This is a genomic window from Paraburkholderia sp. UYCP14C (assembly GCF_004197395.1).
GTDB lineage: Bacteria > Pseudomonadota > Gammaproteobacteria > Burkholderiales > Burkholderiaceae > Paraburkholderia.
In genome coordinates this window covers 36,030-58,329 of record NZ_SELS01000021.1, presented here as the reverse complement: position 1 = coordinate 58,329, position 22,300 = coordinate 36,030, and the positions used below count along the sequence as shown (strand labels likewise).

At 65.7% G+C, this 22,300-nt stretch carries 20 protein-coding genes and 1 pseudogene; 18 read left to right on the top strand and 3 right to left on the bottom strand.

Annotated features, from left to right (window positions below; all coding sequences use genetic code 11):
- Positions 1-15: 15 nt before the first annotated feature.
- The 7 genes and pseudogenes from EVC45_RS20505 (at position 16) to EVC45_RS20475 (ending at position 7,508) form a co-directional block, all read left to right on the top strand.
- Positions 16-582 (top strand): membrane integrity-associated transporter subunit PqiC, encoded by a 567-nt coding sequence (locus EVC45_RS20505; RefSeq protein WP_373683047.1) that lies wholly within the window; start codon positions 16-18, stop codon positions 580-582.
- A 179-nt stretch (positions 583-761) separates the two neighbouring features.
- Positions 762-3,098 (top strand): DUF3141 domain-containing protein, encoded by a 2,337-nt coding sequence (locus EVC45_RS20500; RefSeq protein WP_129960068.1) that lies wholly within the window; start codon positions 762-764, stop codon positions 3,096-3,098.
- Positions 3,099-3,266: 168 nt separating this feature from the next.
- Positions 3,267-4,223: pseudogene (locus tag EVC45_RS20495) on the top strand (phosphate acetyltransferase); the annotation flags it as partial.
- Between the two features lie 4 nt (positions 4,224-4,227).
- Positions 4,228-5,403, top strand: coding sequence for an acetate/propionate family kinase (locus tag EVC45_RS20490; RefSeq protein ID WP_129960066.1), 1,176 nt, complete (start codon positions 4,228-4,230; stop codon positions 5,401-5,403).
- A gap of 11 nt (positions 5,404-5,414) precedes the next feature.
- Positions 5,415-6,197: an enoyl-ACP reductase FabI gene (gene fabI / locus EVC45_RS20485; protein ID WP_129960065.1), complete on the top strand. Its 783-nt coding sequence runs from the start codon at positions 5,415-5,417 to the stop codon at positions 6,195-6,197.
- 11 nt (positions 6,198-6,208) lie between these two features.
- Positions 6,209-6,466 carry an RNA-binding protein gene (locus tag EVC45_RS20480; protein WP_129960064.1) on the top strand — a complete coding sequence of 86 codons (258 nt, stop codon included), beginning with the start codon at positions 6,209-6,211 and terminating at the stop codon, positions 6,464-6,466.
- Between the two features lie 19 nt (positions 6,467-6,485).
- On the top strand, positions 6,486-7,508 hold the full coding sequence (locus tag EVC45_RS20475; RefSeq protein WP_129960063.1) for a hypothetical protein: 1,023 nt from the start codon (positions 6,486-6,488) through the stop codon (positions 7,506-7,508).
- 15 nt (positions 7,509-7,523) lie between these two features.
- Here EVC45_RS20475 and EVC45_RS20470 read toward each other — a convergent pair whose 3' ends face one another.
- Together EVC45_RS20470 and EVC45_RS20465 are read right to left on the bottom strand one after the other, a co-directional pair.
- Positions 7,524-8,111, bottom strand: coding sequence for a hypothetical protein (locus EVC45_RS20470; protein WP_129960062.1), 588 nt, complete (start codon positions 8,109-8,111; stop codon positions 7,524-7,526).
- 18 nt (positions 8,112-8,129) lie between these two features.
- Positions 8,130-8,603, bottom strand: coding sequence for a glycine zipper family protein (locus EVC45_RS20465; RefSeq protein WP_129960061.1), 474 nt, complete (start codon positions 8,601-8,603; stop codon positions 8,130-8,132).
- A 348-nt stretch (positions 8,604-8,951) separates the two neighbouring features.
- Here EVC45_RS20465 and EVC45_RS20460 point away from each other — a divergent pair, with 348 nt between their 5' ends.
- The 5 genes from EVC45_RS20460 (at position 8,952) to EVC45_RS20440 (ending at position 14,668) form a co-directional block, all read left to right on the top strand.
- Positions 8,952-10,460 (top strand): DUF3300 domain-containing protein, encoded by a 1,509-nt coding sequence (locus EVC45_RS20460; RefSeq protein WP_248295200.1) that lies wholly within the window; start codon positions 8,952-8,954, stop codon positions 10,458-10,460.
- A 9-nt stretch (positions 10,461-10,469) separates the two neighbouring features.
- Positions 10,470-11,429 (top strand): DUF2950 domain-containing protein, encoded by a 960-nt coding sequence (locus EVC45_RS20455; protein ID WP_129960059.1) that lies wholly within the window; start codon positions 10,470-10,472, stop codon positions 11,427-11,429.
- Between the two features lie 79 nt (positions 11,430-11,508).
- Positions 11,509-13,263, top strand: a complete 1,755-nt coding sequence (locus EVC45_RS20450) for a SulP family inorganic anion transporter (RefSeq protein WP_248295199.1) — start codon at positions 11,509-11,511, stop codon at positions 13,261-13,263.
- Positions 13,264-13,279: 16 nt separating this feature from the next.
- Positions 13,280-13,708 (top strand): RT0821/Lpp0805 family surface protein, encoded by a 429-nt coding sequence (locus tag EVC45_RS20445; RefSeq protein ID WP_129960058.1) that lies wholly within the window; start codon positions 13,280-13,282, stop codon positions 13,706-13,708.
- Positions 13,709-13,795: 87 nt separating this feature from the next.
- Complete coding sequence (locus EVC45_RS20440; RefSeq protein WP_129960057.1) at positions 13,796-14,668, top strand: glyoxalase/bleomycin resistance/dioxygenase family protein; 873 nt, start codon at positions 13,796-13,798, stop codon at positions 14,666-14,668.
- Positions 14,669-14,702: 34 nt separating this feature from the next.
- Here the strand turns inward: EVC45_RS20440 and EVC45_RS20435 are convergent, their stop codons facing one another.
- Complete coding sequence (locus EVC45_RS20435) at positions 14,703-15,620, bottom strand: LysR substrate-binding domain-containing protein (RefSeq protein ID WP_129960056.1); 918 nt, start codon at positions 15,618-15,620, stop codon at positions 14,703-14,705.
- Positions 15,621-15,791: 171 nt separating this feature from the next.
- Here EVC45_RS20435 and EVC45_RS20430 point away from each other — a divergent pair, with 171 nt between their 5' ends.
- From EVC45_RS20430 to EVC45_RS20405, 6 genes are all read left to right on the top strand, one after another.
- Positions 15,792-17,150, top strand: a complete 1,359-nt coding sequence (locus EVC45_RS20430; RefSeq protein WP_129960055.1) for an MFS transporter — start codon at positions 15,792-15,794, stop codon at positions 17,148-17,150.
- 32 nt (positions 17,151-17,182) lie between these two features.
- Positions 17,183-17,923 (top strand): SDR family NAD(P)-dependent oxidoreductase, encoded by a 741-nt coding sequence (locus EVC45_RS20425; protein WP_129960054.1) that lies wholly within the window; start codon positions 17,183-17,185, stop codon positions 17,921-17,923.
- Positions 17,920-18,765: a sugar phosphate isomerase/epimerase gene (locus EVC45_RS20420; protein ID WP_248295198.1), complete on the top strand. Its 846-nt coding sequence runs from the start codon at positions 17,920-17,922 to the stop codon at positions 18,763-18,765. The genes EVC45_RS20425 and EVC45_RS20420 overlap by 4 nt, the downstream gene beginning before the upstream one ends.
- 12 nt (positions 18,766-18,777) lie before the next feature.
- Positions 18,778-19,608, top strand: coding sequence for an amidohydrolase (locus EVC45_RS20415; RefSeq protein ID WP_129960053.1), 831 nt, complete (start codon positions 18,778-18,780; stop codon positions 19,606-19,608).
- Between the two features lie 340 nt (positions 19,609-19,948).
- Positions 19,949-21,682 (top strand): PQQ-dependent dehydrogenase, methanol/ethanol family, encoded by a 1,734-nt coding sequence (locus EVC45_RS20410; RefSeq protein WP_129960052.1) that lies wholly within the window; start codon positions 19,949-19,951, stop codon positions 21,680-21,682.
- Positions 21,679-22,299 carry a cytochrome c gene (locus tag EVC45_RS20405; protein ID WP_129960051.1) on the top strand — a complete coding sequence of 207 codons (621 nt, stop codon included), beginning with the start codon at positions 21,679-21,681 and terminating at the stop codon, positions 22,297-22,299. Before EVC45_RS20410 ends, EVC45_RS20405 begins: the two co-directional genes overlap by 4 nt.
- Position 22,300: the final 1 nt, after the last annotated feature.

Here is a 22,300-nt window from a genome sequence, read left to right as displayed (position 1 = left end):
TTCACGGCCTGCCTGATGCTCGCGCTCGCGGGCGCAATGCTGGGCGGCTGCAAGTCGCCGCCGACGAACTTCTACACGCTGAGCCCCGATCAGTCGCTGAGCGCCACGGGCGCGAGCCGGCCGATCTCGGCGGTAATCGGTCCGGTCACGATCCCCGGGGTGGTGGACCGGCCGCAGATCGTCACGCGGATCGGTGACAACGAGGTCGCCGTCAACGAATTCGACCGCTGGGCGCAGCCGCTCGGTGGCGACATCGGCCGCGTGATCGCGGCCGACCTCGGCGTGCTGCTGAACTCGCCGGAGATTTCGGTGTTCGATGCGGTACGCGATCCGGCCGTGATGTGGCGCGTGCGGATCGACGTGATGCGCTTCGAGTCCGTGCCGGGGCGCGACGTCACCGTCGACGTGCTGTGGGCCGTGCGGCCGCCACCCGGCAAGGGCCGCGTCGTCACCGGCCGCTCGGTCGCGCGCGAGACCGTGTCCGGACCCGGCTTCGAACCGCTGATCGCCGCGCACGATCGCGCGCTCGCCTCGGTCAGTCGCGACATCGCCGCCGCGGTGCAGGCGAACCCGCCTCAGTGACGCGTCGTATTTGCGCCATGTCAACGCGCACAGTGCCCTAACCCGTGCGCTGCGCCGGGTCGCGCGCATAATAAGACCATGGTCCGATTGCCATAGGCCGGAGCCAACTCCACGATTCACTCGATGCACGGCGCGCGCCTCTGCAGCGATCGTGACGCGCACCTTTCAGGAGTCTCCCGATGGACGCTGAAACGCTGTTGTCACAAAGCCAGGACATTGCCTCGAAAATCACCCACGTGCTGCAAAAGCGCACGCAAATCGCCCAGCGGCATCTGAACGAACGGGTCGCCGAAACGTTCCAGCCCGATCACGATGGCGCCCCGACCAGCAGCGCGATGCCCGCGCCTTTCGATCCGCTCAGTGCGTGGCAATACACGGTGGATGCCGCGCAGCGCTCGCTGCTGTTCTGGGACACGCTGTACCGGCGCGGCAACGAGTTCGTCCAACGCAGCGTCAGCGGTCCCACGCCGGTGCTGCATTTCGACTACGACACGGTGCTGGACGGCCGCACGTTCGAGCGGCCGGTCAACTATGCGCTGCTGCAACTTCGTCCGCTCGAAGGGGTGGGCGTCGACGTGCGCAAGCGCCCGTATCTGATCATCGATCCGCGCGCGGGGCATGGCCCCGGCATCGGCGGCTTCAAGGACGATTCGCAGGCGGGCATCGCGCTGCGCGCGGGTTATCCGGTCTACTTCGTGGTGTTCTTTCGCGACCCCGAGCCCGGTCAGACGCTGCTCGACGTGTGCAACGCCGAGCGGATATTCGTGCGCAAGGTGCGCGCGCTGCATCCCGACAGTCCGAAGCCCGCGATCATCGGCAATTGCCAGGGCGGCTGGGCGGCGATGATGCTCGCCAGTTCCGACCCGGACGAAACCGGCCCGATCGTCATCAACGGTGCGCCGATGTCGTACTGGAGCGCGGCCTGGAGCGAAGGCGAGGGCGACAACCCGATGCGCTACGCGGGCGGCATGCTGGGCGGCTCGTGGCTCGCGTCGTACGCGGCGGATCTCGGCAACGGCAAGTTCGACGGCGCGTATCTGGTGCAGAACTTCGAGAACCTGAACCCCGCGAACACGTTCTGGGACAAGTACTACCACCTGTTCTCGAACGTCGACACCGAGCCGCCACGCTTTCTGGAATTCGAGCGCTGGTGGGGCAGCTACTACCTGATGAATCGCGAGGAGATCGAATGGATCACGCACAACCTGTTCGTCGGCAACAAGCTGTGGTCGGGCGGCGTGACGAACAGCAGCGGCCAGGCTTTCGATCTGCGTCAGATCCGCTCGCCGATCATCCTGTTCGCGTCGATGGGCGACAACATCACGCCGCCTCAACAGGCGTTCAACTGGGTGGCGGACCTGTACGGCAGCACCGAGGAGATCAAGTCGCGCGGCCAGGTGATCGTCGGTCTGACGCACGAAAACATCGGACATCTGGGCATTTTCGTGTCCGGGAAAGTCGCCAGGAAGGAGCACAGGCAGATCGTCTCCGTGCTCGAGACCATCGAAACGTTTCCGCCTGGACTCTACGGCATGACCATCAACGAGGCGAGGAACGCGGCCGGAGAGATCGAATACGAAGTGGAGTTTCATGAGCGGCGGCTCGAAGAGATCTCCGCGCACATCAACCGCTTCGGCCGCATCGACGAGAAGCCGTTCGAAGCGGTCGCGGCGTTGTCCAACGTGAATCAGCGCATGTATGAACTGCTCGCGCAGCCGTTCGTGCAGGCGATGTCGAACGAAACGAGCGCCCGCCTGCTGCGGCAATTTCACCCGCTGCGCTGGCAGCGCTGGGCCGTGTCCGCGATGAACCCGTGGCTTGGCTGGCTGCCGGCGGCCGCGCAGTCGGTCCGCGAGAATCGCCAGCGGGCCGGCGCGGATAACCCGTGGAGCAAGCTCGAACACAATGGCTCGCAATTGATCAGCGCGTCGCTCGACTATTACCGCGCGATGCGCGACGCGGCCACCGAGGCGAGCTTCTTCAGCGTGTACGCGAATCTGTATGCGACCTATCTGAGCAAGCCCGCCGCCGACGGCGCGCCCGCGCAAGCCGGCGCGATCGATCCGCGCGAGCTGCCGTTCGTGCGCGCGGCCTTGCAGGCGATCGGCGACGGCGGCTACACGGAGGCGCTTGCGCGCGCGGCTTTCCTGTTGTCGCAAAGAGGTACTTCGTTGCCTCTCGCGCGCTACGAGCTGCGCAAGGAGATCGCCGAAAGCTACGCGGAGTTTCTGCCGGACATCAGCACCGATCACTGGCGGCGCATCCGGGGCGAGCAGGAAATCATCGTCAGCTTCGAACCTGACGAGGCGATTGCCACGCTGCCGAAGCTGCTGTCGCACAGCGAGGACCGCGAGCGCTTTCTGCAACTGCTCGACAAGCTGATGGTCGACGAGCGTGTGTTGAACTCGGCGCCCGACGCCGCGCAGAAGGAGGCGTTCGCACGCATTCGCGAGGTGCTGGGTGCGCGCACTGGCCGCAAGCGCAACGCGCGTTTGCCTGACCCGACTCGCACGTGAGCTAGTGACGCGATGCGCGGCCGGGCGCAAGCGTGACGCAACCGGTCGCACGGCGCCTGTATGCACGGCGCCTGTATGCACGGCGCCCGTATGCACGGCGTCGGTAAGCACGGTAAGTAAGCACGGTAAGTAAGCACGGCGCGCCACGCGTCACGAACCCAACGCGCCGTACACAAGAGGAATATGCCGATGGAAAAGCACGCGAAGTATCAGCGTCTGATCGAATTCTGTCAGACGCTGCAGCCGATGCCGACCGCGGTCGCGCACCCGTGCGACCAGAGTTCGCTGAAGGGCGCGGTCGAGGCAGCCGGGATGGGACTGATCGCGCCGGTGCTGGTCGGGCCGCGCGCGCGCATCGAAGCGATTGCCGCGGAACACGGCATCGATATCTCGGACTTCACGATCGTCGATGCACCGCATAGCCATGCCGCCGCGGCAGCAGCCGTGCAACTGGTGCGCGAAGGCAAGGCGGAGGCCGTGATGAAGGGCAGCCTGCACACGGACGAACTGATGGCCGAGGTGATTCGCCGTGACACCGGCCTGCGCACCGAACGGCGCATCAGCCATTGCTTCGTGATGGACGTGCCCGCGTACGAGAACGCGCTGATCATCACCGACGCCGCGATCAACATCGCGCCGACGCTCGAAGAGAAGGTCGACATCCTGCAGAACGCGATCGATCTCGGGCACGCGCTGAAGTTCGACGAAGTCCGCGTGGCGATCCTGTCCGCGACCGAGAGCGTCAATCCGAAGATTCCATCGACGGTGGAAGCAGCGGCGCTGTGCAAGATGGTGGACCGCGGGCAGATCACCGGCGGGCTGGTCGACGGTCCGCTGGCACTCGACAACGCGATCAGCATCGAGGCGATGCGAATCAAGAAGATCGAGTCGCGGGTCGCCGGCCGCGCCAACGTATTGATGGTGCCGGACCTCGAAGCGGGCAACATGCTCGCGAAGAGCCTGTCGTTTCTGGCCGGCGCGGACGCGGCGGGCATCGTGCTCGGCGCGCGCGTGCCGATCATTCTGACGAGCCGCGCGGATTCGCTGTCGACGCGTCTCGCGTCGTGCGCGGTCGCCGCGCTGGTGGCGAAGGCGCGGCGCGAGGCCGGCAAGGTGAGCGGGTGACGTCATGGCGGATGTGATCCTCGTATTGAACGCAGGTTCGTCGAGCCTCAAGTTCAGAGCCTTCGACGCGCAACACGCGCAACTCGAGCTCATTCTGCGCGGCCAGATCGAAGCGCTTTACACGAACCCGCGTTTTCGCGCGACAGATCGCGACGGCAATGTCAGCTCGCACGAATGGGGCGACGGCCATCGCCTCGGCCATCAGGGCGCAATCGAATATCTGGGCGGCTTTTTGCGTGACCACGGCAGCGGCAATCAACTGAAGGCGGTCGGGCATCGCGTCGTGCACGGCGGGCAGCGCTTTGCCGGCCCCGTCCTCGTGAACTCCGAGGTGCTCGATCAGCTGGACAGCCTGAGTCCACTCGCGCCGCTGCATCAGCCGCATAACCTCGCCCCGATCCGGATTCTCGCGCAGCTGCGTCCCGATCTTCCACAGGTCGCGTGCTTCGACACCACCTTTCATCGCACGCAGACCGAGACCGCGCAGGCCTATGCGCTGCCCGCGTCGATTACCGACCACGGCGTGCGGCGCTACGGTTTTCACGGGCTCTCGTACGAATACATCGCGAGCGTGCTGCCGGAGATCGCGCCGGCCGCGGCGGCGGGACGTACCGTGGTCGCGCATCTGGGCAACGGCGCGAGCATGTGCGCGATGGCCGCGGGCAAGAGCGTGGCCAGCACGATGGGCTTCACGGCGGTGGAAGGCCTGCCGATGGGCACGCGTTGCGGCAGCCTCGACCCGGGCGTGATTCTCTATCTGCTCGAAGAACTGAAGATGGATACGCAGCAGATCGCGGACCTCGTCTACAAAGGCTCGGGGCTGCTCGGCATGTCGGGCATCTCGGGCGACATGCGCGTGCTGCTCGACAGCGACGACCCGCGCGCGCGCTTTGCCATCGACGTCTACACCTACCGCATCGGGCGCGAGCTCGGCAGTCTCGCCGCGGCGATGCAAGGGATCGACGCGCTGGTGCTGACGGCCGGCATCGGCGAGCACGCCGTGGCGATCCGCGAGCGCATCGTGCGCGACGCAGCCTGGCTCGGGGCCGAACTCGACGAGGCGGCCAACCGGGCCGACGGGCCGCTGATCACCACCGCTTCGAGCAAGCTGCCAGTCTGGGTCGTGCCCACCGACGAGGAACTGATGATCGCCCGCCATACGCGCGCTGTCGCGCCATAGAGGAGTTCACCATGACGATCGAGCCACCGCGTTTGATTCTGGAAGGAGCGAAGGCCCTCGTGACCGGCGTCGCCAACGAGCATTCGATTGCCTACGGATGCGCGAAGGCGTTTCACGAACTCGGCGCGAGCGTCGCGCTCACCTATGCGAACGACAAGGCAATTCCTTACGTGGAACCGCTCGCCAAAGCGCTCGACGCCGAGATTTTCATGCCGCTCGACGTAACGGGCGAGGGCGAGATGGAGGCCGTGTTCGATCGGATCGAGAAGACGTGGGGGCGCCTCGATATTCTCGTTCACGCCGTTGCATGGGCGCCGAAAGCGGATCTGCAGGGCGGCTTGCTGCGATCGTCGCGCGAAGGCTTCCTGAGCGCGATGGATATCTCGTGCCATTCGTTCGTGCGGATGGCGCGCCTCGCCGCGCCGCTGATGAAAGACGGCGGCACCATGCTGACGATGAGCTACTACGGCGCGAACAAGGTCGTGACGAACTACAACCTGATGGGTCCCGTCAAGGCGGCGCTCGAAGCCTGCGCGCGCTATCTGGCGTTCGAGCTGGGACCGCAGGGCATTCGCGTGCACGCGATTTCGCCCGGGCCGCTGAAGACCCGCGCCGCTTCGGGCCTGAAGGATTTCGAGCTGTTGCTCAACGAGGCGGTGCAGCGCGCGCCGCTCGGCGAACTCGTCGACATCATGGACGTCGGCTATACCTGTGCGTTTCTGGCCACGCCGTATGCACGGCGGGTGTCCGGATCCACCTTGTATATCGACGGCGGATTGAACATCGTGGCATAGGAGTAAGCATCATGGCTGAACTATTTCTTGGAAACGTCGAGGAAAGCGTCTCCGACGAAGAGATCGGCGAGTTTCTGATTCGCTACGGGTTCCCGCGCTACAGCTCGATCCAGCGGGTGCAAGGCACGGGTTCGCGCCCCGGTGCGGTGGTCGTCTTCGACGACGTCAGCACGGACGGCTTGCGCGTACTGCAAAACCGCGTCCATAACCTGTTCTGGAAGAACCACACGATCGTCGCGCAGTTGCTGCCGGAGCGCGACGAATCGTGACGGGCGACCGGGGCCGGAGGTGGGTCTGCTGTCGCGCTGGCTGACGAAGCGCACCGCCGCCGAAGAGGGCGACGATCAGCAGATGAAGGAAATCGTCGAGCGGATCGTCGGGCTCTGTCCGTCGCTGCGGCTCGCGCGCAATTATGCGTCGCGCCTGCGACCCGCCGTGCAGCAGACGACCGCCTATCTGGACCGGCTCGCCGATGAGGTGCCGCCCGCGCGCGAAGCGAGCGCGGCCGCGTGGGCGACGGACCCGCATATTCATGCCTTCTTCGCCACACCTGACGATGTGTGCGCGCCCTTTAACCGCTCGCAGGCGCTGAACGCATTCTTCAGCGACCATCCGCTGGCCGATGAAGTGTTCGCGGTGCTCGGCATGGCGATCGCCGAGCGGAATGTGTTCGGCGTCGGGCAACAGGGCGAGACGACGCATACCGACCTCGCGCAGACGACCATCAACTTCAGCGATCACCAGGTGCGCGTATGCGGCGAATCGGAAGCCGCGTTGCGGCGCGAAATCAGGTTGCGGATCGTCGATCAGCTGGTGCTCGAAGGGCTCGGCAAGATCGAGGCCGACACCTCGCGGCAGGACGAGCTGCAACGCGAAAAGGCGCTGCTGAAAACACGCCTGGCGATTCTCGAACGGCAAGGGGCGGGGGTGCGCTCGCTGCTCGGTAGCGACGCATCGTCGAACTACGCGGAAGTGGCGAAGCTGCAGGCGCAGATCGAAGAGAACGATCAGGCTCTGGCGAAGCTGGGTTTGAGGACCGAGGCGCTGGAGCGCCAGCTCGACGTGATGTGCGGGGTCCTGCAGGCGCCGGACGCGCATTTCTACGTGCGCAGAAACACGTACCGGCTCGACCGGATGAACGTCGTCGTGGAACCGGGAGAGACGCGGCCCGCGCACGAAATCGAGTTTCGCCTTGCGCGTTTGCCGGCGAGTCCCGATGCAATGCTGCGGTGCTTCTCGACGGTGCGGTTTCGACGCGCGGACTTTACGCCTCCGCTCAGCGACCTCGCGCAAGCGCACCGCCTGATCTGACCCGAGCCATGCCCGCTATTTGGCGGCGACCGGCTCCACGGAGATGGCGACGGCCTCGGTATAGACCGCTTGTATCTGGTCGCCTTTTTTGATCCGCTTCAGCTGTTCGGGATCCTGCACGACCAGATCCACCGTATTGCCTTGCGGGCCTTTCAGCGTGACTACGCCGCTCTGGTGATTGACCGCGATGACGTTAGCCATGATCGTGACCTGGCGCGAGGCGGAGCCGCCGGGTTTCGCACCCTCCGGCGCGCGTTGGAGCGTCTCCGTTTCGTTGGCGGTCAGCGGCGCGTTGGTCTTTTTCAGCATCATGGTCAGAGCCTGCGAATACTCGACGTTGACCACGTCGCCGACCTTGAGTTGATCGAAGTTGCGCGCTTCCTCGCCGACCACGAGCTGAACGACCTTGCCCTTCGAATCCTTGAGCATGACGGTGCGCGTTGCGGGCTCGATGCTGACGACCGTCGCGGTCTTTTTGACGGTGCTCGATGCGGTGACTTTGCCGGGCTCGCTCTTGACCGTGACCGGTGCGTCCGTCTGGGCGAATCCCGCATTCGCGACACACACGAGCGCTGCCGCGACGATCAGTTTTCCGTTAAACATGCTGCTCTCCTTGCGAGATCATTGGACCGTGTAACCCCGGCCCGACATGCATGCGGCGAACGCACGATTGAACGTGTCCATCGCGCCCTGGGTTTGCGCCTGCGAATTGGCCGCGGCCGCGCGCCGGTTCTGCCGCGCGCGCGATCCGCCGACCACCGTGCCGGTCGCGGCACCGATCGCCGCGCCCCTGCCTGCGTCGCCCGCAATCGCGCCGATGACCGCGCCGCCGGCCGCGCCGCGCGCGGCGCCCTGCACGCGCTCGCCGCCTCCCACCGCGGGTCCGGAAGGCGGGGGCGGGGCATTGGCGAGCTGGGTCGGATCGATGCCGGTATTGTTCTTCGCCCACGCATAGCAGGCGCCTTCGTCCTGCTGCTGTTGCTGCGGGCTTTGCCCCTTGGCCGGATAGGCGATCGGCCGCGATTGCGCCATGCCTTCCAGCGATAGCGACATGGTCAACGCGGCGATAACGGCATATTTCGTCGATTTATTCACGACAGCTCCTTGCGTGAGCACACGCGGGTGCGAGTCGCCGGCTGCCTGTTCGCTCAGGCGGAAGGGCGCAACCGGCACCCGTGAATGGAAATTCTGGTGGGACCGGTTGCCGCGCGGTAATCGCGCAGCAATGGCAGGTTCGCTTTCATCATGGTGTCGCGGGCCTGTCGCGCGCAATGGGACCAAGGTCGTATTTGCAATCTGGTCCGCGATTTCCAAAACTATATTTATGCAGCAGACTTACCTCGTTTCCGTTGCTTCGGATAACTGTCTGTCAAAGATATGGCCCTAGAGCGCTGCGTCGCCAGGCAGCCCGGGGTCGCTGACGAAGCGCAAGGGGAACCATCGATGGACCGTGAATCGCGTGCTCGGGCACGCATCATCCCGTTTGCAACGGCGGTCGACAGGCGCAAGCACACGCTCACGTTCTGCGACGGACCGCGGCGCGCGCGACGCGTCAGCCATGTGCTGGGCGCCGCGCTTCTGGCGTGCTGCGGCGCGTTTTCGACTGCGGTGTCGCTGGCCCAGGCGCCAGCGGCAGACGCCACGGCGAACACCGCGCCAAGCGGCGCCCCCATTCCCGCGGCGACGCTCGACAAGCTCGTCGGGCCGATCGCGCTGTATCCGGACGACCTGATCGCGATCATCCTTCCTTCCGCAACCTATCCCGTGGAGATCGTGCAGGCCGACCGCTTTCTCGATCAGTACAAAAACGACAAGTCGCTCAAGCTCAACGACGCGTGGCACGACCCGGTGAAGGCGCTGCTGAATTACCCCGTGATCGTCAAGCAGATGAGTACCGATCTGGACTGGACCATCAATCTCGGCGAGGCCGTCGTGACCGATCAGGGCGCGGTGCTCGAAGCGATTCAGCGCTTCCGGCGGCAAACGCAGTCGGCGGGGCATCTGAAATCCGACGACAAGCAGACCGTGGTCGTCGAGAAAGAAATCATCAAGATCCAGCCGGCCGATCCGCAGGTGATTTACGTCCCGCAGTACAACCCGCAGACCGTCGTCGTGGCCAGTGCGCCCGTGACCTACGCCTACGCGCCCGCGCCGTATCCGGCCTACTACTATCCGTACGCACCCGGCGCCGCGCTCGCGACGGGGCTGATCTGGGGCGCGGCGATTACCGCTGCCTGGAGCGGCGGGCACTATGTCACGCATTACGGGGGCGGCGGCAACAACAACATCAACATCAACCGCGAAAGAAACGTCGAGCGCGGCGATCGAACCGTTAACCGGGGCGATCGAAACGTCGAGCGCGGCAACATCAACACGGGCGACATCAACCGCGGCGGCGGCCGCGGGCAGGGCGGGGGCACGTCCGGTTGGACCCCGGACAAGAAGCCTGGCCAGGTCAGCGGTATTTCGGATCGCTCGGCGCGTACGCAACGGGTCGGCGATCCGCCGTCGCGGGGGGGCGGCGCGGGCGGCGGTGCGTCCGCCGGCAACCTCGGCGGTCGAGGCTCGGGCGGCGGTGCGGCTGCCGGCAATCTTGGCGGTCGAGGCACGGGCGGCGCGGGCGGTGGCGCCGGCGCGAATTTCGCAGGTGGCGGCGCCGGCGGCCAGGCGCGGCCGCAGCCGTCCCAGCGTCCGACGGCGTCGGCGGGCACCCGCGACGTCAACCAGCGCGCGGCGCCTTCGGGCGGCGGCAATGCGTTCAGCGGCTACGGCTCGGCGCGCACCGCGCAAGCCGACAGCGCGCGCGGCGCGGCAAGCCGCCAATCGGCGCGTAGCAGTGGATTCTCCGGCGGGGGCGGCGGCGGATTCTCCGGCGGTGGCGGACGTGGCGGCGGCGGTGGCGGATTCTCGCCGCGGGCCGGCGGTGGCGGCCGCGGCGGCGGACGGCGATAAGGAGCAGCCATGAGCGGGCAGAGCATCCCCGGAAAGCGCGCACGCGACGATTCGCGGCGACGTGTGGCCACGGCGCGCCGGCTGTGCGCGATGGTGCTCGCGCTGTCGGTTCCGTTGGCCGCGCTCGCCGAAGGGCAGCGCACCTTCGCCACCCCGGAAGACGCGGTCGCCGCGCTGTCCAGCGCACTGAAGACCGACGACGAAGCGTCGCTCATCGCCATCTTCGGCGAAAAACACAAGAGCCTCGTGGTATCGCCGGATCAGGCGGAGAACGAGGCGAACTGGGCGAAGGCGAGCAGCGAGCTCGAGGCCTATCACGTGCTCGACGACAGGGGACCGAACCGGCGGATTCTGCTGGTCGGCGACGAGGCGTGGCCGATGCCGATACCGATCGTCAAACAGGACGGCAGCTGGCGATTCGCCACCGAAGAGGGCGAAGATGAACTGATCAATCGACGGATCGGCTCCAACGAACTCGAAGCGATCAAGGTGCTGAGTGCTTACATCGACGCGCAGCGTCAATACGCATCGCGCGACCGCAACCACGACGGCCTGCACGAATACGCACAGAAGCTGGCCAGCACGCCGGGCAAGCAGGACGGCCTCTATTGGCCCACCGACGAAGGCAGCGGCGAAGAAGAGAGTCCGTTCGGCCCGCTCGTCGCCGCCAGCTCCGAATATCTGAAAGGCCACGCGGTGGGCGATCCCTACCGGGGCTACCAGTTTCACATTCTGACGCGGCAGGGCAAGAGCGCGCCTGGCGGCGCGTTCAGCTACGTGATCAACGGCCACATGATCGCGGGCTTCGCGATGGTCGCTTACCCGGCGCAGTACGGCAAGAGCGGCGTGATGACCTTTGTGGTCAGCAACAACGGCGTGATCTACCAGAAGGACCGTGGCCCGCACGCGCCGCTTGTGACCGAGTTCGATCCGGATCACACGTGGCAGCGCGTCAAGGATTCGCCCTGAGCCGCTCCGGGTCGGCTGAGGCCATCGCCGCACGGCGCGCCCGTGCTTCCGTCAGGTCCGCTTCCGCACGCGAGGCGCTATGTTGAACAATCCACCCAGCGTCACCGGCCTCGAGTCGTCCGCGCCGCCCGCGCGCGGATGGCGTGCCGCGTTTCCTCCCGCGCAGTGGCTGCGAAGCTATCAGCCTCGCTGGCTCGCGAAGGACGCGGTCGCCGGTGTGACGCTCGCGGCCTATGGCATTCCGGTATCGCTCGCCTATGCGTCGCTCGCCGGCTTGCCGCCGCAATACGGCATCTACGGCTATCTGGTCGGCGGCCTCTGTTACGCGCTGTTCGGTTCGTCGCGCCAGCTCGCGATCGGCCCGACCTCGGCGATCTCGATGCTGGTGGGCGTCACGGTTGCGACGATGGCCGGCGGCGACCCGGCGCGCTGGGCTTCGATCGCGGCGCTCACGTCCGTGCTGATCGCCTGCATGTGTGTGATCGGCTGGCTGCTGCGCCTGAGTTCGCTCGTCAGCTTCATCAGCGAGACGATCCTGCTCGGCTTCAAGGCGGGCGCCGCGCTGACGATCGCGATGACGCAGTTGCCGAAGCTGTTCGGCGTGAAAGGCGGCGGCGAATTTTTCTTCGAACGGATCGCCGTGCTGTGGGGGCAGCTTCCGCTCACCAACGTCAGCGTGCTCGCTTTCGGCCTCGTTTGCATCGCGTTGCTGCTGCTCGGCGAAAAGTTTCTGCCGGGGCGTCCGGTGGCGCTCGGCGTCGTCGCTGCGTCGATCGTCGTGTTGTCGGTCACGCCGCTGGCGAGCCGCGGCTTCACGCTGGTAGGCGCGCTGCCTCAGGGCTTGCCTGAATTCCGTCTGCCGGGGCTGCGGCTGCGCGATGTCGACGGCATCGTTCCGCTCGCGTTCGCGTGCCTGTTGCTCGCCTATGTCGAGAGCGTGTCGGCCGCGCGCGCGCTCGCGCAGGCGCATGGCTACGAGATCGACGCCCGCCAGGAATTGCTCGGGCTCGGCGCGGCGAATCTGGCCGCCGGATTGTTCCAGGCCTTTCCGGTCGCGGGCGGGCTGTCGCAATCGTCGGTGAACGACAAGGCCGGCGCGAAAAGCGCGCTTGCGCTGGTATTCGCGTCGCTCGCGATCGGCTTCTGCCTGATGTTCCTCACCGGACTACTGGCGAATCTGCCCAACGTCGTGCTGGCGGCGATCGTGCTCGTGGCCGTGAAGGGCCTCGTGGATATCGGCGAATTGCGTCATGTGTGGCGCGTGAGCCGCTTCGAATTCGCGATTTCGATGGTGGCGTTCGCCGCGGTGCTGTTGTTGGGCATCCTGAAGGGTGTGATCGTCGCGGTGCTGGTGTCGATGCTGCTGCTCATCCACCGCGCCGCGCATCCGCATGTCGCGAGGCTCGGGCGGATTCCCGGCACGCGCTATTTCTCCGATCTCGAACGTCATGCCGAGAACGAGACGATTGCGCATGTGCTGGCGGTGCGTGTCGAGGCGTCGCTGCTGTACTTCAACGTGGAGCACGTGCGCGAGACGATCTGGCGCATGATCCACGCGGCACCCGAGCCGGTCCGGCTGGTGATCTGCGATCTGTCCGCGTCGCCGGTCGTCGATCTGGCGGGGGCGCGCATGCTCGAAGCGATGCACGGCGCGCTCGAGGCCGCGGGCACCGCGATGAAGGTCGTCGGCGCGCATGCGGACGTGCGCGACATGCTGCGCGCCGAGGGGCTCGAAACCCGTGTCGGCCACATCGGCCGGCGCCGCTCGGTGGCCGACGTCGTCGACGCGTTTCAGCAAAATCGCGATCTCACGGACGACGCCGACGACGGATGATATCGAGGAGAAAGCCATGTCACGTCAACCTCGTCCCGACGCGTGCGCGCTCACACCCGACGCCGCGCACACCCTCGCGATCACGCAGTGGCTGGCAGCGGTGGCGCTGCTCGCCAGCCCCGTTTTATGCCATGCAACGAGCCTGAACTTTGTGAAAGACTCGCCCGTCACTTACATGCACGACGCCGACCGTCAAGCGCTCAACGACGTGGCGCAAAAGGCGCTCGATACAAAAAGGGATGGCGAATCGTACGAGTGGAGCAATGCGGGTACCGGCAATTCTGTTTCGATCAGAGGCACGGTGACGCCGCAGGATACGACCAGGGACGGCGCTCGAACCTGCCGTACCGCGACGCTGACCGCGGTCGCTAAAGGACATACCCAAACCTGGACGCCGATCGTCTGCAAAACCGGCGATGGGCCGTGGGAGGTTCTCGAGACGTGAGCCCCCCGAGTTGCGCGAGCACGTACCACTTGCCCTGTTGATGCATAATTTGCCCAGCGTTTCGCGGCTCTTGCACAAGGCAAATACATGGAACATTCATACGCTAACGACAACACCGGCAATCTGATCCTGCTCGAACACGTCAACCTGAAGATCCCCAATCAGATTCTCGCGACCGCTTTCTACGTCACCGGCCTTGGGCTCACGCGCGATCCGTTCGTGATGACCGGTGTCGAGAATATGTGGATCAACATCGGCCGCTCGCAGATTCACTTGCCGCATGGTGCGGCGCAACGTCTGCGCGGCAGTGTCGGTCTCGTGGTGGGCGAGCGCGAAGCGCTCGTCACGCGTCTGCGCTCGGTCGAGCCGCTGCTCGCCGGCACTGCGTTCGGCTGGACGGAGCGCGAGGGCAGTGTCGAAGTGACGTGTCCATGGGGCAACCGCTACGAGTGTCTCGATCCGCTCGGTCGATCCGCGTCGGCTCCGTGGTCGGAAATCGATCTGGGCATCGCGTTCGTGAAGATGGATGTGCCGGTCGGCAGCGCATTGCCTATCGCGCGCTTTTACCGCGACATGTTCGACGCGCCCGTCGACATCGAAGAGAAGCATGGACTGCACCGCGCGATGATCGACATCGGCACGCATCAGCAACTGCTGTACGCGGAAACGACCGCGCCCATTCCTGAATACGACGGACACCACATCGCCATTTACGCCGCCGCTTTTTCGGGGCCGTTCGGGCGGCTCGCCGAAAAAGGCCTCGTATATGGCGAGGAGCCGCACCAGTACCGGTTTGCGGACCTGGTCGATCTGTCGTCCGGAGAGCGTTGCTTCAGGCTCGAGCACGAAGTGCGCAGCCTGCATCATCCGCTATACGCGCGACCGCTGGTGAACCGGAATCCGGAACAGACCAACCGGAATTATCTGCAGGGTGCCGATTCGCGCGGCGGCCGATTCTGATCGGCTCGATGAGCGGCCGCGACCCGAAGCGAGCTCACGCGATGTCGCCCGGCACACTGCCGATCTGCCGTCCCAACTGTTCGGCGCGCCGGTAGACGGCCCGCATCAGCAGCATCGCGTTGCGCGTCGGCGGCGAGAACTTCGAGTAGACCAACGTCGACGTCATCTCGAGGTTCTCCGCCAGCGGCCGCACCACGCAATCTTCCCCGGCCGCTGCGAATTCATCGACGATCGCGAGTCCGAGTCCACCGCGTACTAGCGCAAGCGCCTGATCGGCGCGCGTCACGTCGACGACCGAAGTCAGTTCGACGTCGGCTTGCTGACAGGCGCGCGCGATCATCGTGCCGAACGGAATGTCGCGCCTGAAAAGAATCATCGGCTCGGCGGTCAGATCGGCGAGCGCAATGCTCGCGCGTTCGGCAAGCGGGTGAGCGGGCGGCAGCACGCAGACCATGCGTCCGCGCATGAACGGCACGACTTCGAGATGCTCGTGCTCGATCGGCATCGAGGTGATCGCGACGTCCACCGTTTTGCTCAGAACCTCCAACGGCATTTCGGCCATCAATGTGGTATGCCAATCGACTCGCAGCCCCGGCAGCTTGCGCTTCAGCTCGACGATGGCCGGCGCGACGATCGCCGTCGCGAGCGACGGACTGCACGCGACGCGCAACAGGCTCGCCGGGCCGAGCGCAAGCGCGCGTGCGAATTCGTCGACCCGCAACGCCGATTGATAGACCTGCTCGACCTCGCGAAATAGCGCCTGCGCTTCGGCCGTCGGAATCAGGCGGCCTTTGGCGCGCTCGAACAGCCGCAAACCCAAGGTGGTTTCCGTGTGCGACACGAGCTTGCTGACGGCCGGCTGCGACACGTACAGCATTCTGGCGGCCGCGTTGATCGAACCCGTCAGCATCACCGCGCGAAAAACTTCCATTTGCCGCAGCTTGAAACGCATCCTTGCCTCCGGCCCCTGATCGCACCGAGCGATTAACCAAAAGTTATAGGATAGCTCAACCTCGGCATACGACAGCGCGACGGTTACTCCCTAGTATTTCCATCGAACGCCGCACGCCGGCCGCCAGGCTCGAAGACCGGCGGCGCGGACGAAATCAACGATGGAGACGCGATGAACTCAACCCAGACCCCGCGGACCTTTTCCGCGCAAGCCGGCGCGGACGCCAACGCCGCCGCGCCCGCCGCCGCACGCACACGGGCGCGCTTCGGCATCCTCGCGCTGCTCGCGATCGGCACGATGATCAACTATCTCGATCGCAGCGTGGCGGGCATCGCCGCGCCGGGCATGAGCCACGATCTGGGTCTGACGCCGGCGCTGATGGGCGTGATCTTTTCCGCTTTTTCGTGGACCTACACCGCTTCGCAGATTCCGGGCGGCGTGCTGCTCGATCGGGTCGGCACCCGCTGGACTTATTTCTTCGCGTTGACGCTGTGGTCGCTGTTCACGGGCCTGCAAGGACTCGCAACCGGCTTCGTGTCGCTGCTGATCATGCGTCTTCTGATCGGCGCGGCCGAAGCGCCGTGTTTTCCGACCAACAGCCGCGTCGTCGCGGTGTGGTTTCCGCAAAGCGAGCGGGCTCGGGCGACCGGCATCTACACGTTCGCCGAGTACGTGGGCCTCGCCTTCCTGAGCCCGCTGCTGTTCTGGCTCGAACAGCGCTACGGATGGCGTGCGCTGTTCGGCATGGTCGGCGCGGTGGGCGTCGCGTTCGGCGCGGTCTGGCTGCTGCGCTTTCGCGAGCCGCATGAATCGAAAGCGGCGAACCACGCCGAGCTCGATTACATCGCGAGCGGCGGCGGTGTCGTCGACGGCAAGCGGGATTCGACGCGCTTTCGTTGGGCCGATATCGGCGCGCTGCTGCGTCGCCGCAGCATGCTCGGCATCTGCATCGGCCAGTTCGCGTGCAATTCGACCAACGTGTTTTTCCTGACGTGGTTTCCCACCTATCTCGTCACCGAGCGGCACATGCCGTGGCTGAAGGTCGGCATGGTCGCGGTGCTGCCGTTCATTGCCGCCTCGGTCGGCACGCTGAGCGGCGGCTGGATTTCCGATGCGATGCTCCGTCGCGGCATCTCGCTGAACTGGTCGCGCAAGCTGCCCGTGATCAGCGGCCTGCTCGCCGCCTCGAGCATCGCGCTCGCGAACTACGTCGATTCGACCGCGGCCGTGATCGCGATCCTGTGTGTCGCGTACTTCGCGCAGGGCATGTCGGCACTGGCGTGGATGATCGTGTCCGATATCGCGCCGAAGGGTCTGCTCGGGCTGAGCGGCGGCATCTTCAATCTGTTCGCGAACGCGGCCGGCATCGTCACGCCGCTTGTGATCGGCTTGATCGTCGGCGCGACCGGTTCGTTCGTCTATGCGCTCGCGTTCATTTCGGCGGTCACGCTGGTCGGTGCGCTGTCCTACGTGTTCGTGGTCGGCGACATCAAGCGGATCGTGCTGACCAACGCCGAATCGTCCCTCTGAACTCCTCTCTCTGAAACAAGGAAATGTTTGCCATGAGTCACTCATTCGACAGCCAGGTCGCGATCGTCACCGGCGCGGCGCGCGGCATCGGGCTCGCTATCGCGCGTCAGCTGAAGGCGGACGGCGCCCGCGTCGCGCTGTGGGACCTCGATGTCGGCGGCTGCGACGCGAAGCGTCTGGGCTTCGAGCCCGATCATCTGCAGTCGGTCGATGTTTCCTCATACGAGGCGGTCGAGCGCGCATTCGAAGCGACCGTCGCGGCGCTCGGGCAGGTCGATATTCTCGTCAACAACGCGGGCATCAATGGGCCGGTGGTGCCGAGCTGGGAGTATCCGGTGGAGGCCTGGCGGCGTGTGCTCGAAGTCGATCTGAACAGCGTGTTCTACGGCTGCCGCGTCGCGGTTCCGCACATGCGCGCGCGTGGCGGCGGCCGGATTCTGAACGTCGCGTCGATCGCGGGCAAGGAGGGCGTGCAGTTCATTTCGGCGTACTCGGCGGCGAAAGCAGGGGTGATCGCGTTCACCAAATCGGCCGCGAAGGAACTCGCGCGCGACAACGTGCTGATCAACTGCGTGGCGCCCGCGATGGTGGAGACGGAGTTGTTCCGCGAAATGTCGTCCGAGCATATCGAAGCGAGCAAGGCGAAGATTCCGCTAGGCCGCTTCCTGCAGGTCGAGGAGGTCGGCAGGATGGCGAGCTGGATCGTCAGCCCCGCGTGCAGCTTCACGACGGGCTTCACGTTCGACCTGACCGGCGGGAGGGCCACGTATTGAAACCCGCTCAACAGATCGCGCGCCCGCTTGCCGTCGCGCACCTGACTGCGCTCGACATCGCGCCGCTGCCGTGGGTGCGGCTCGCCGCGCGCGCCGGCTTCAACGGCGTCGGCTTGCGCATGCATCCGGCCACGCCGGGCGGCGTAGCCTATCCTGTGATGGCGGGCAGCGCGGCGCACCGCGACCTGCGCGACGCGATGGCGGGCGAGGGCATTGCCGTGCGCGACGTCGAGTTCATCCCGATCGTGCCGACGCTCGATGCCGCATCGTTCGTGCCATTGTTCGAAGCCGCCGCCGCGCTCGGCGCGCGCTGCGTGAGCGTGTCCGGCGACGACCCCGACGCGGCGCGTCTGGCCGCCAACCTCGCGGCGCTCGCCGAGTTGGCGGAACCGTTCGGGTTGCGCATCGATCTGGAATTCATGCGCTGGCGTCATGTAGGTACGCTCGCGCAGGCGCGCGCGGCGCTCGAACGCGCCGCGCATCCGAATCTCGCGCTGCTGGTCGATGCGTTGCATCTGTCGCGCGCGGGCGGCACGCCGGACGACGTGGCCGCACTGCCGCCCGAATCGATCGGCTTCGTGCAGCTGTGCGACGCGCTAGCCACGCTGCCCGCGAACGACGATGAAGCAATCCTCGAAGCGCGCACCGCAAGGCTCGCGCCCGGCGACGGCGCATTGCCGCTCGAAGCACTGCTGCGTGCCGTGGCGCCCGATGTCGTGCTCAGCGTCGAAATGCCGATGCCGTCGCTGCCTGCACAAGCGCGGATGGATTTGGCTTACCAGAGCGCGCGGCGCGTCGTCGATCGTGCGGCTGTCGCGGGCAGTGCAACGCCCGTCTATTAAGTGGAAAAACTCATGAGCGTATTCGACGAAGACAAGATCGACTGCCATTGCCACGTGTTCGATCCGATCCGCTTTCCGTATCGCGACGACACCGCTTACCGGCCGGCGCAGCAGGAGATCGGCACCGCCGCGCAGTTCGTGCGCGTGATGGATGCGTATGGCGTGCGCCACGCGCTGCTGGTCGGCCCGACGAGCGGCTATCGCAGCGACAACCGCTGCCTGCTCGACGCGCTCGAAACCTACTCGGCGCGCTTTCGCGGCATTGCGGTGGTCGATAACGACATCGGCCGTGGCGAGCTGGTGGCGTTACAGCGGGCGGGGGTGGTAGGCGTCGCGTTCAATCCGGCGATGGAGGGCATCGACCTGGTGCTCGAAGCGGGCGCGCTGTTCGGCATGCTGGCCGACCTCGGCATGGTCGCGCAGATCCAGGTCGCCGGCGACCAGATGACGGCGCTCGGGCCCTGGCTCGCGCGGCAGCCGGTCGCGATCGTCGTCGATCACTGCGGCCGCCCGAATCTCGCGGACGGCATCGCGCAGGCCGGCTTCGACGCGCTGCTGCGGCTTGCCGATAGCGGCCGGGCCAGCGTCAAGCTGTCGGGCTGGCAGAAGTATTCGCGTGCCCCGCATCCGTACGAGGACACCTGGCCGTACGCGCAGGCGCTGTTGCGCGCGTTCGGGCCCGAGCACTGCGTATGGGGTTCCGACTGGCCGTTTCTGCGCGCGCCGGAGCGGCTCGACTACGGTCCGCTGCTGACGATGTTCGAGACGATCGTGCCCGACGCGACACTGCGCCGGCGGATCCAGTGGGAAACGCCGCGCCGGCTATTCGGTTTCGACGCGTAGCCCGCTTGCCGCAACCTTGGTGAAAGCGATGAGCAGGGCGGCGATGAGCGGCCACAATGGCGCAAGCTCATCGATTCCCACTCCTTAACGATTTACTCTAGAAAATCCGGAACACATCGCCTACCCTTAATCGAGCCGGTTTTCCGCGGACCCGTACAGTACTTCTCCCCACTCTGCGAAGCCGACCCGTCCTGACAAAGCTAACAACGATTCAAGGTCGTACGCGTTTGTTGTCTGCGAGGGTTGCGCCATCGTGCTCTTTCACGCTGTCGTCCGCGTGGATCCATGTCGCACTCCTGCGCTGCAATTCATAGGAACAATAAAAAGCTAGGAGACGCTCATGCCATTCAACCGTGTTCAAGGAATTATCGGCCTGCCGCTGCTCGCCATTGCTTTCGGCTTGCCCGCCGCTCATGCCGCCGACGAAGTTCAGAACAGCTCGACCACCACTGCGGCGCCGGTGCCCTCGACGCTTCAGCCCGTGACCCAGGATCAGCTCGATCGCGCCGGCAGCACGACGACGGTCTGGCTGCATCCGAACGGCTCGTACGCGCAGACGCGCTATTACCCCGGCAACCAGATCAACCGGACGAACGTCGCGAAGCTCAGACCGGTGTTCATCTTCCAGACCGCCGTCAACGAGTCGATGGAAACGGCGCCGATCGTGAAGGACGGCGTGATGTTCCTGACCACGTCGTTCAATCACGTGTACGCGATCGATGCGACGACGGGCAAGGAGTTCTGGCATTACAAGCACAAGATGGGTCCGGTCACGACGTTCTGTTGCGGGCCCAACAACCGTGGCGTCGCGATCTCCGGTGACCGGCTCTATATGGGCACGCTCGACTCCAAGCTCGTCGCGCTCGACGCCAAAACCGGCAACGTGCTGTGGCAAAGCCAGATCGCCGATCCCGACCAGGGCTACTCGGAAACGATGGCGCCGACGGTCGTCGACGGCAAGGTGCTGATCGGCACGAACGGCGGCGAGTACGGCATTCGCGGCTTCGTGAAGGCGTTCGACGCGAATTCCGGGCAGTTGCTGTGGACCTTCTACACGATTCCTGACAGCGGCCAGGAAGGCGTATGGGCCACCAAGGACGCGACCGGCCGCGACGAGAAGCGCGACATCGCCGCGGAGAAGAAGCAGCTGGCCGACAAGGGCGGCGACTTCTACAAGACGCTCGGCGGCGGCGTCTGGATGACGCCGGCGGTCGACCGGAAAACGCACACGGTGTACTTCGTGGTCGGCAATCCGTCGCCGGACCTGTATGGCGCGATCCGGCCGGGAGACAACCTGTATACGGATTCGCTCGTCGCGATCGATCTCGACACCGGCAAGTACAAATGGCACTACCAGTACGTGCCGCATGACGTCTGGGACCTCGACGCGGTGAGCCCGCCGATCCTGATCGACGTGCGCGACAACGACGGCAAGATGATCCCCGGCGTCGTGCATGCGGGCAAGACCGGTCACGTATACGTGCACGATCGCGCCACCGGCCGTCTGATCCGCTTCTCGCAGGCGATGATTCCGCAGGAGAACATGTGGACCCTGCCGACCGCGGCCGGCGCGCGCATGCTGCCGGGCGCGAACGGCGGCGTCGAATGGTCGCCGATCGCGTTCGATCCGCAAACGCGCCTCGTCTACGCGGCCAACCTGCATCAGCCGATGACGTACCAGGTCGAGGACGCCGCCTATCCGGGCGGCAGCAAGCTGTGGCTCGGCGGCGCCTTCAAGGTGATCGCGTCCGAGGCGCAATGGGGCAAGCTGTCGGCCGTCAACGTCGACACCGGCAAGGTCGCTTGGGACTACAAGACCGACCAGCCGCTGATCGGCGGCGTACTCGCGACGGCGGGCGGCCTCGTGTTCAACGGCGAAGGCAACGGCCTGTTCCGCGCGTTCGATGCCGCCACCGGCAAGAAGCTCTGGGAGTTCCAGGCCGGTGCGGGCGTCAACGCGCCTGCCGTGTCGTACATGGTGAACGGCAAGCAATACGTGGCGGTCGCGGCGGGCGGCAATACGCAGCTCGACTTCAAGCGCGGCAATAGCGTCGTCGTGTTCGCGGTGCCATGAGGGGGCCGGCGCTGCGGGGAGCGCCGGGCGGGGCGCGCGCTGTCTGGATGGCGCTGCTGTGCGGCGGCTTGATCGCCGCATGGCTGCCGTCGGGTGCGCGCGCCGACGCCGAGGCGGGTAAGGCGAAAGCGCAGGTGTGCGTGGCCTGTCATGGGCCGATGGGCAATTCGACCAATCCGGACTATCCGATTCTGGCCGGGCAAACCGCGCGCTACCTGTATCTGGAGTTGAAGGACTTCAAGCAGGGACGGCGCAGCGATCCGCGCATGTCGCCGATGGCGGCGAACCTGTCGGCCGAGGACATGCAGGACCTCGCCGATTACTTCGCCGCGCAGAAGCCCATACCAGTGCCATACAAATCGGATGGCGCGAGCATCGAAGCGGGCAGCAAGAAGGCCGCCGAGGTGCTGTGCACGATGTGTCACCTGGGCGGTTTTTCAGGGCAGAACGAGATTCCGCGCGTCGCGGGTCAGCACTATCAGTACATCGTCAAGCAGTTGCAGGACTTTCGCTCGCACACGCGCACCAACGATGCGGGCAACATGACCAGCGTGACGCGTAATCTGACCGACGACGACATCCATCATCTGGCCGCCTACATCAACAATCTGCAGTAGC

Coding starts and splice junctions, on each gene's coding strand:
- EVC45_RS20455 (WP_129960059.1), top strand. CDS start 10,470: ATGAGCGGGCAGAGCATCCCCGGAAAGCGCGCACGCGACGATTCGCGG.
- EVC45_RS20410 (WP_129960052.1), top strand. CDS start 19,949: ATGCCATTCAACCGTGTTCAAGGAATTATCGGCCTGCCGCTGCTCGCC.
- EVC45_RS20440 (WP_129960057.1), top strand. CDS start 13,796: ATGGAACATTCATACGCTAACGACAACACCGGCAATCTGATCCTGCTC.
- EVC45_RS20450 (WP_248295199.1), top strand. CDS start 11,509: ATGTTGAACAATCCACCCAGCGTCACCGGCCTCGAGTCGTCCGCGCCG.
- EVC45_RS20415 (WP_129960053.1), top strand. CDS start 18,778: ATGAGCGTATTCGACGAAGACAAGATCGACTGCCATTGCCACGTGTTC.
- fabI (WP_129960065.1), top strand. CDS start 5,415: ATGACGATCGAGCCACCGCGTTTGATTCTGGAAGGAGCGAAGGCCCTC.
- EVC45_RS20445 (WP_129960058.1), top strand. CDS start 13,280: ATGTCACGTCAACCTCGTCCCGACGCGTGCGCGCTCACACCCGACGCC.
- EVC45_RS20480 (WP_129960064.1), top strand. CDS start 6,209: ATGGCTGAACTATTTCTTGGAAACGTCGAGGAAAGCGTCTCCGACGAA.
- EVC45_RS20505 (WP_373683047.1), top strand. CDS start 16: ATGCTCGCGCTCGCGGGCGCAATGCTGGGCGGCTGCAAGTCGCCGCCG.
- EVC45_RS20460 (WP_248295200.1), top strand. CDS start 8,952: ATGGACCGTGAATCGCGTGCTCGGGCACGCATCATCCCGTTTGCAACG.
- EVC45_RS20430 (WP_129960055.1), top strand. CDS start 15,792: ATGAACTCAACCCAGACCCCGCGGACCTTTTCCGCGCAAGCCGGCGCG.
- EVC45_RS20435 (WP_129960056.1), bottom strand. CDS start 15,620: ATGCGTTTCAAGCTGCGGCAAATGGAAGTTTTTCGCGCGGTGATGCTG.
- EVC45_RS20500 (WP_129960068.1), top strand. CDS start 762: ATGGACGCTGAAACGCTGTTGTCACAAAGCCAGGACATTGCCTCGAAA.
- EVC45_RS20425 (WP_129960054.1), top strand. CDS start 17,183: ATGAGTCACTCATTCGACAGCCAGGTCGCGATCGTCACCGGCGCGGCG.
- EVC45_RS20490 (WP_129960066.1), top strand. CDS start 4,228: ATGGCGGATGTGATCCTCGTATTGAACGCAGGTTCGTCGAGCCTCAAG.
- EVC45_RS20405 (WP_129960051.1), top strand. CDS start 21,679: ATGAGGGGGCCGGCGCTGCGGGGAGCGCCGGGCGGGGCGCGCGCTGTC.
- EVC45_RS20470 (WP_129960062.1), bottom strand. CDS start 8,111: ATGTTTAACGGAAAACTGATCGTCGCGGCAGCGCTCGTGTGTGTCGCG.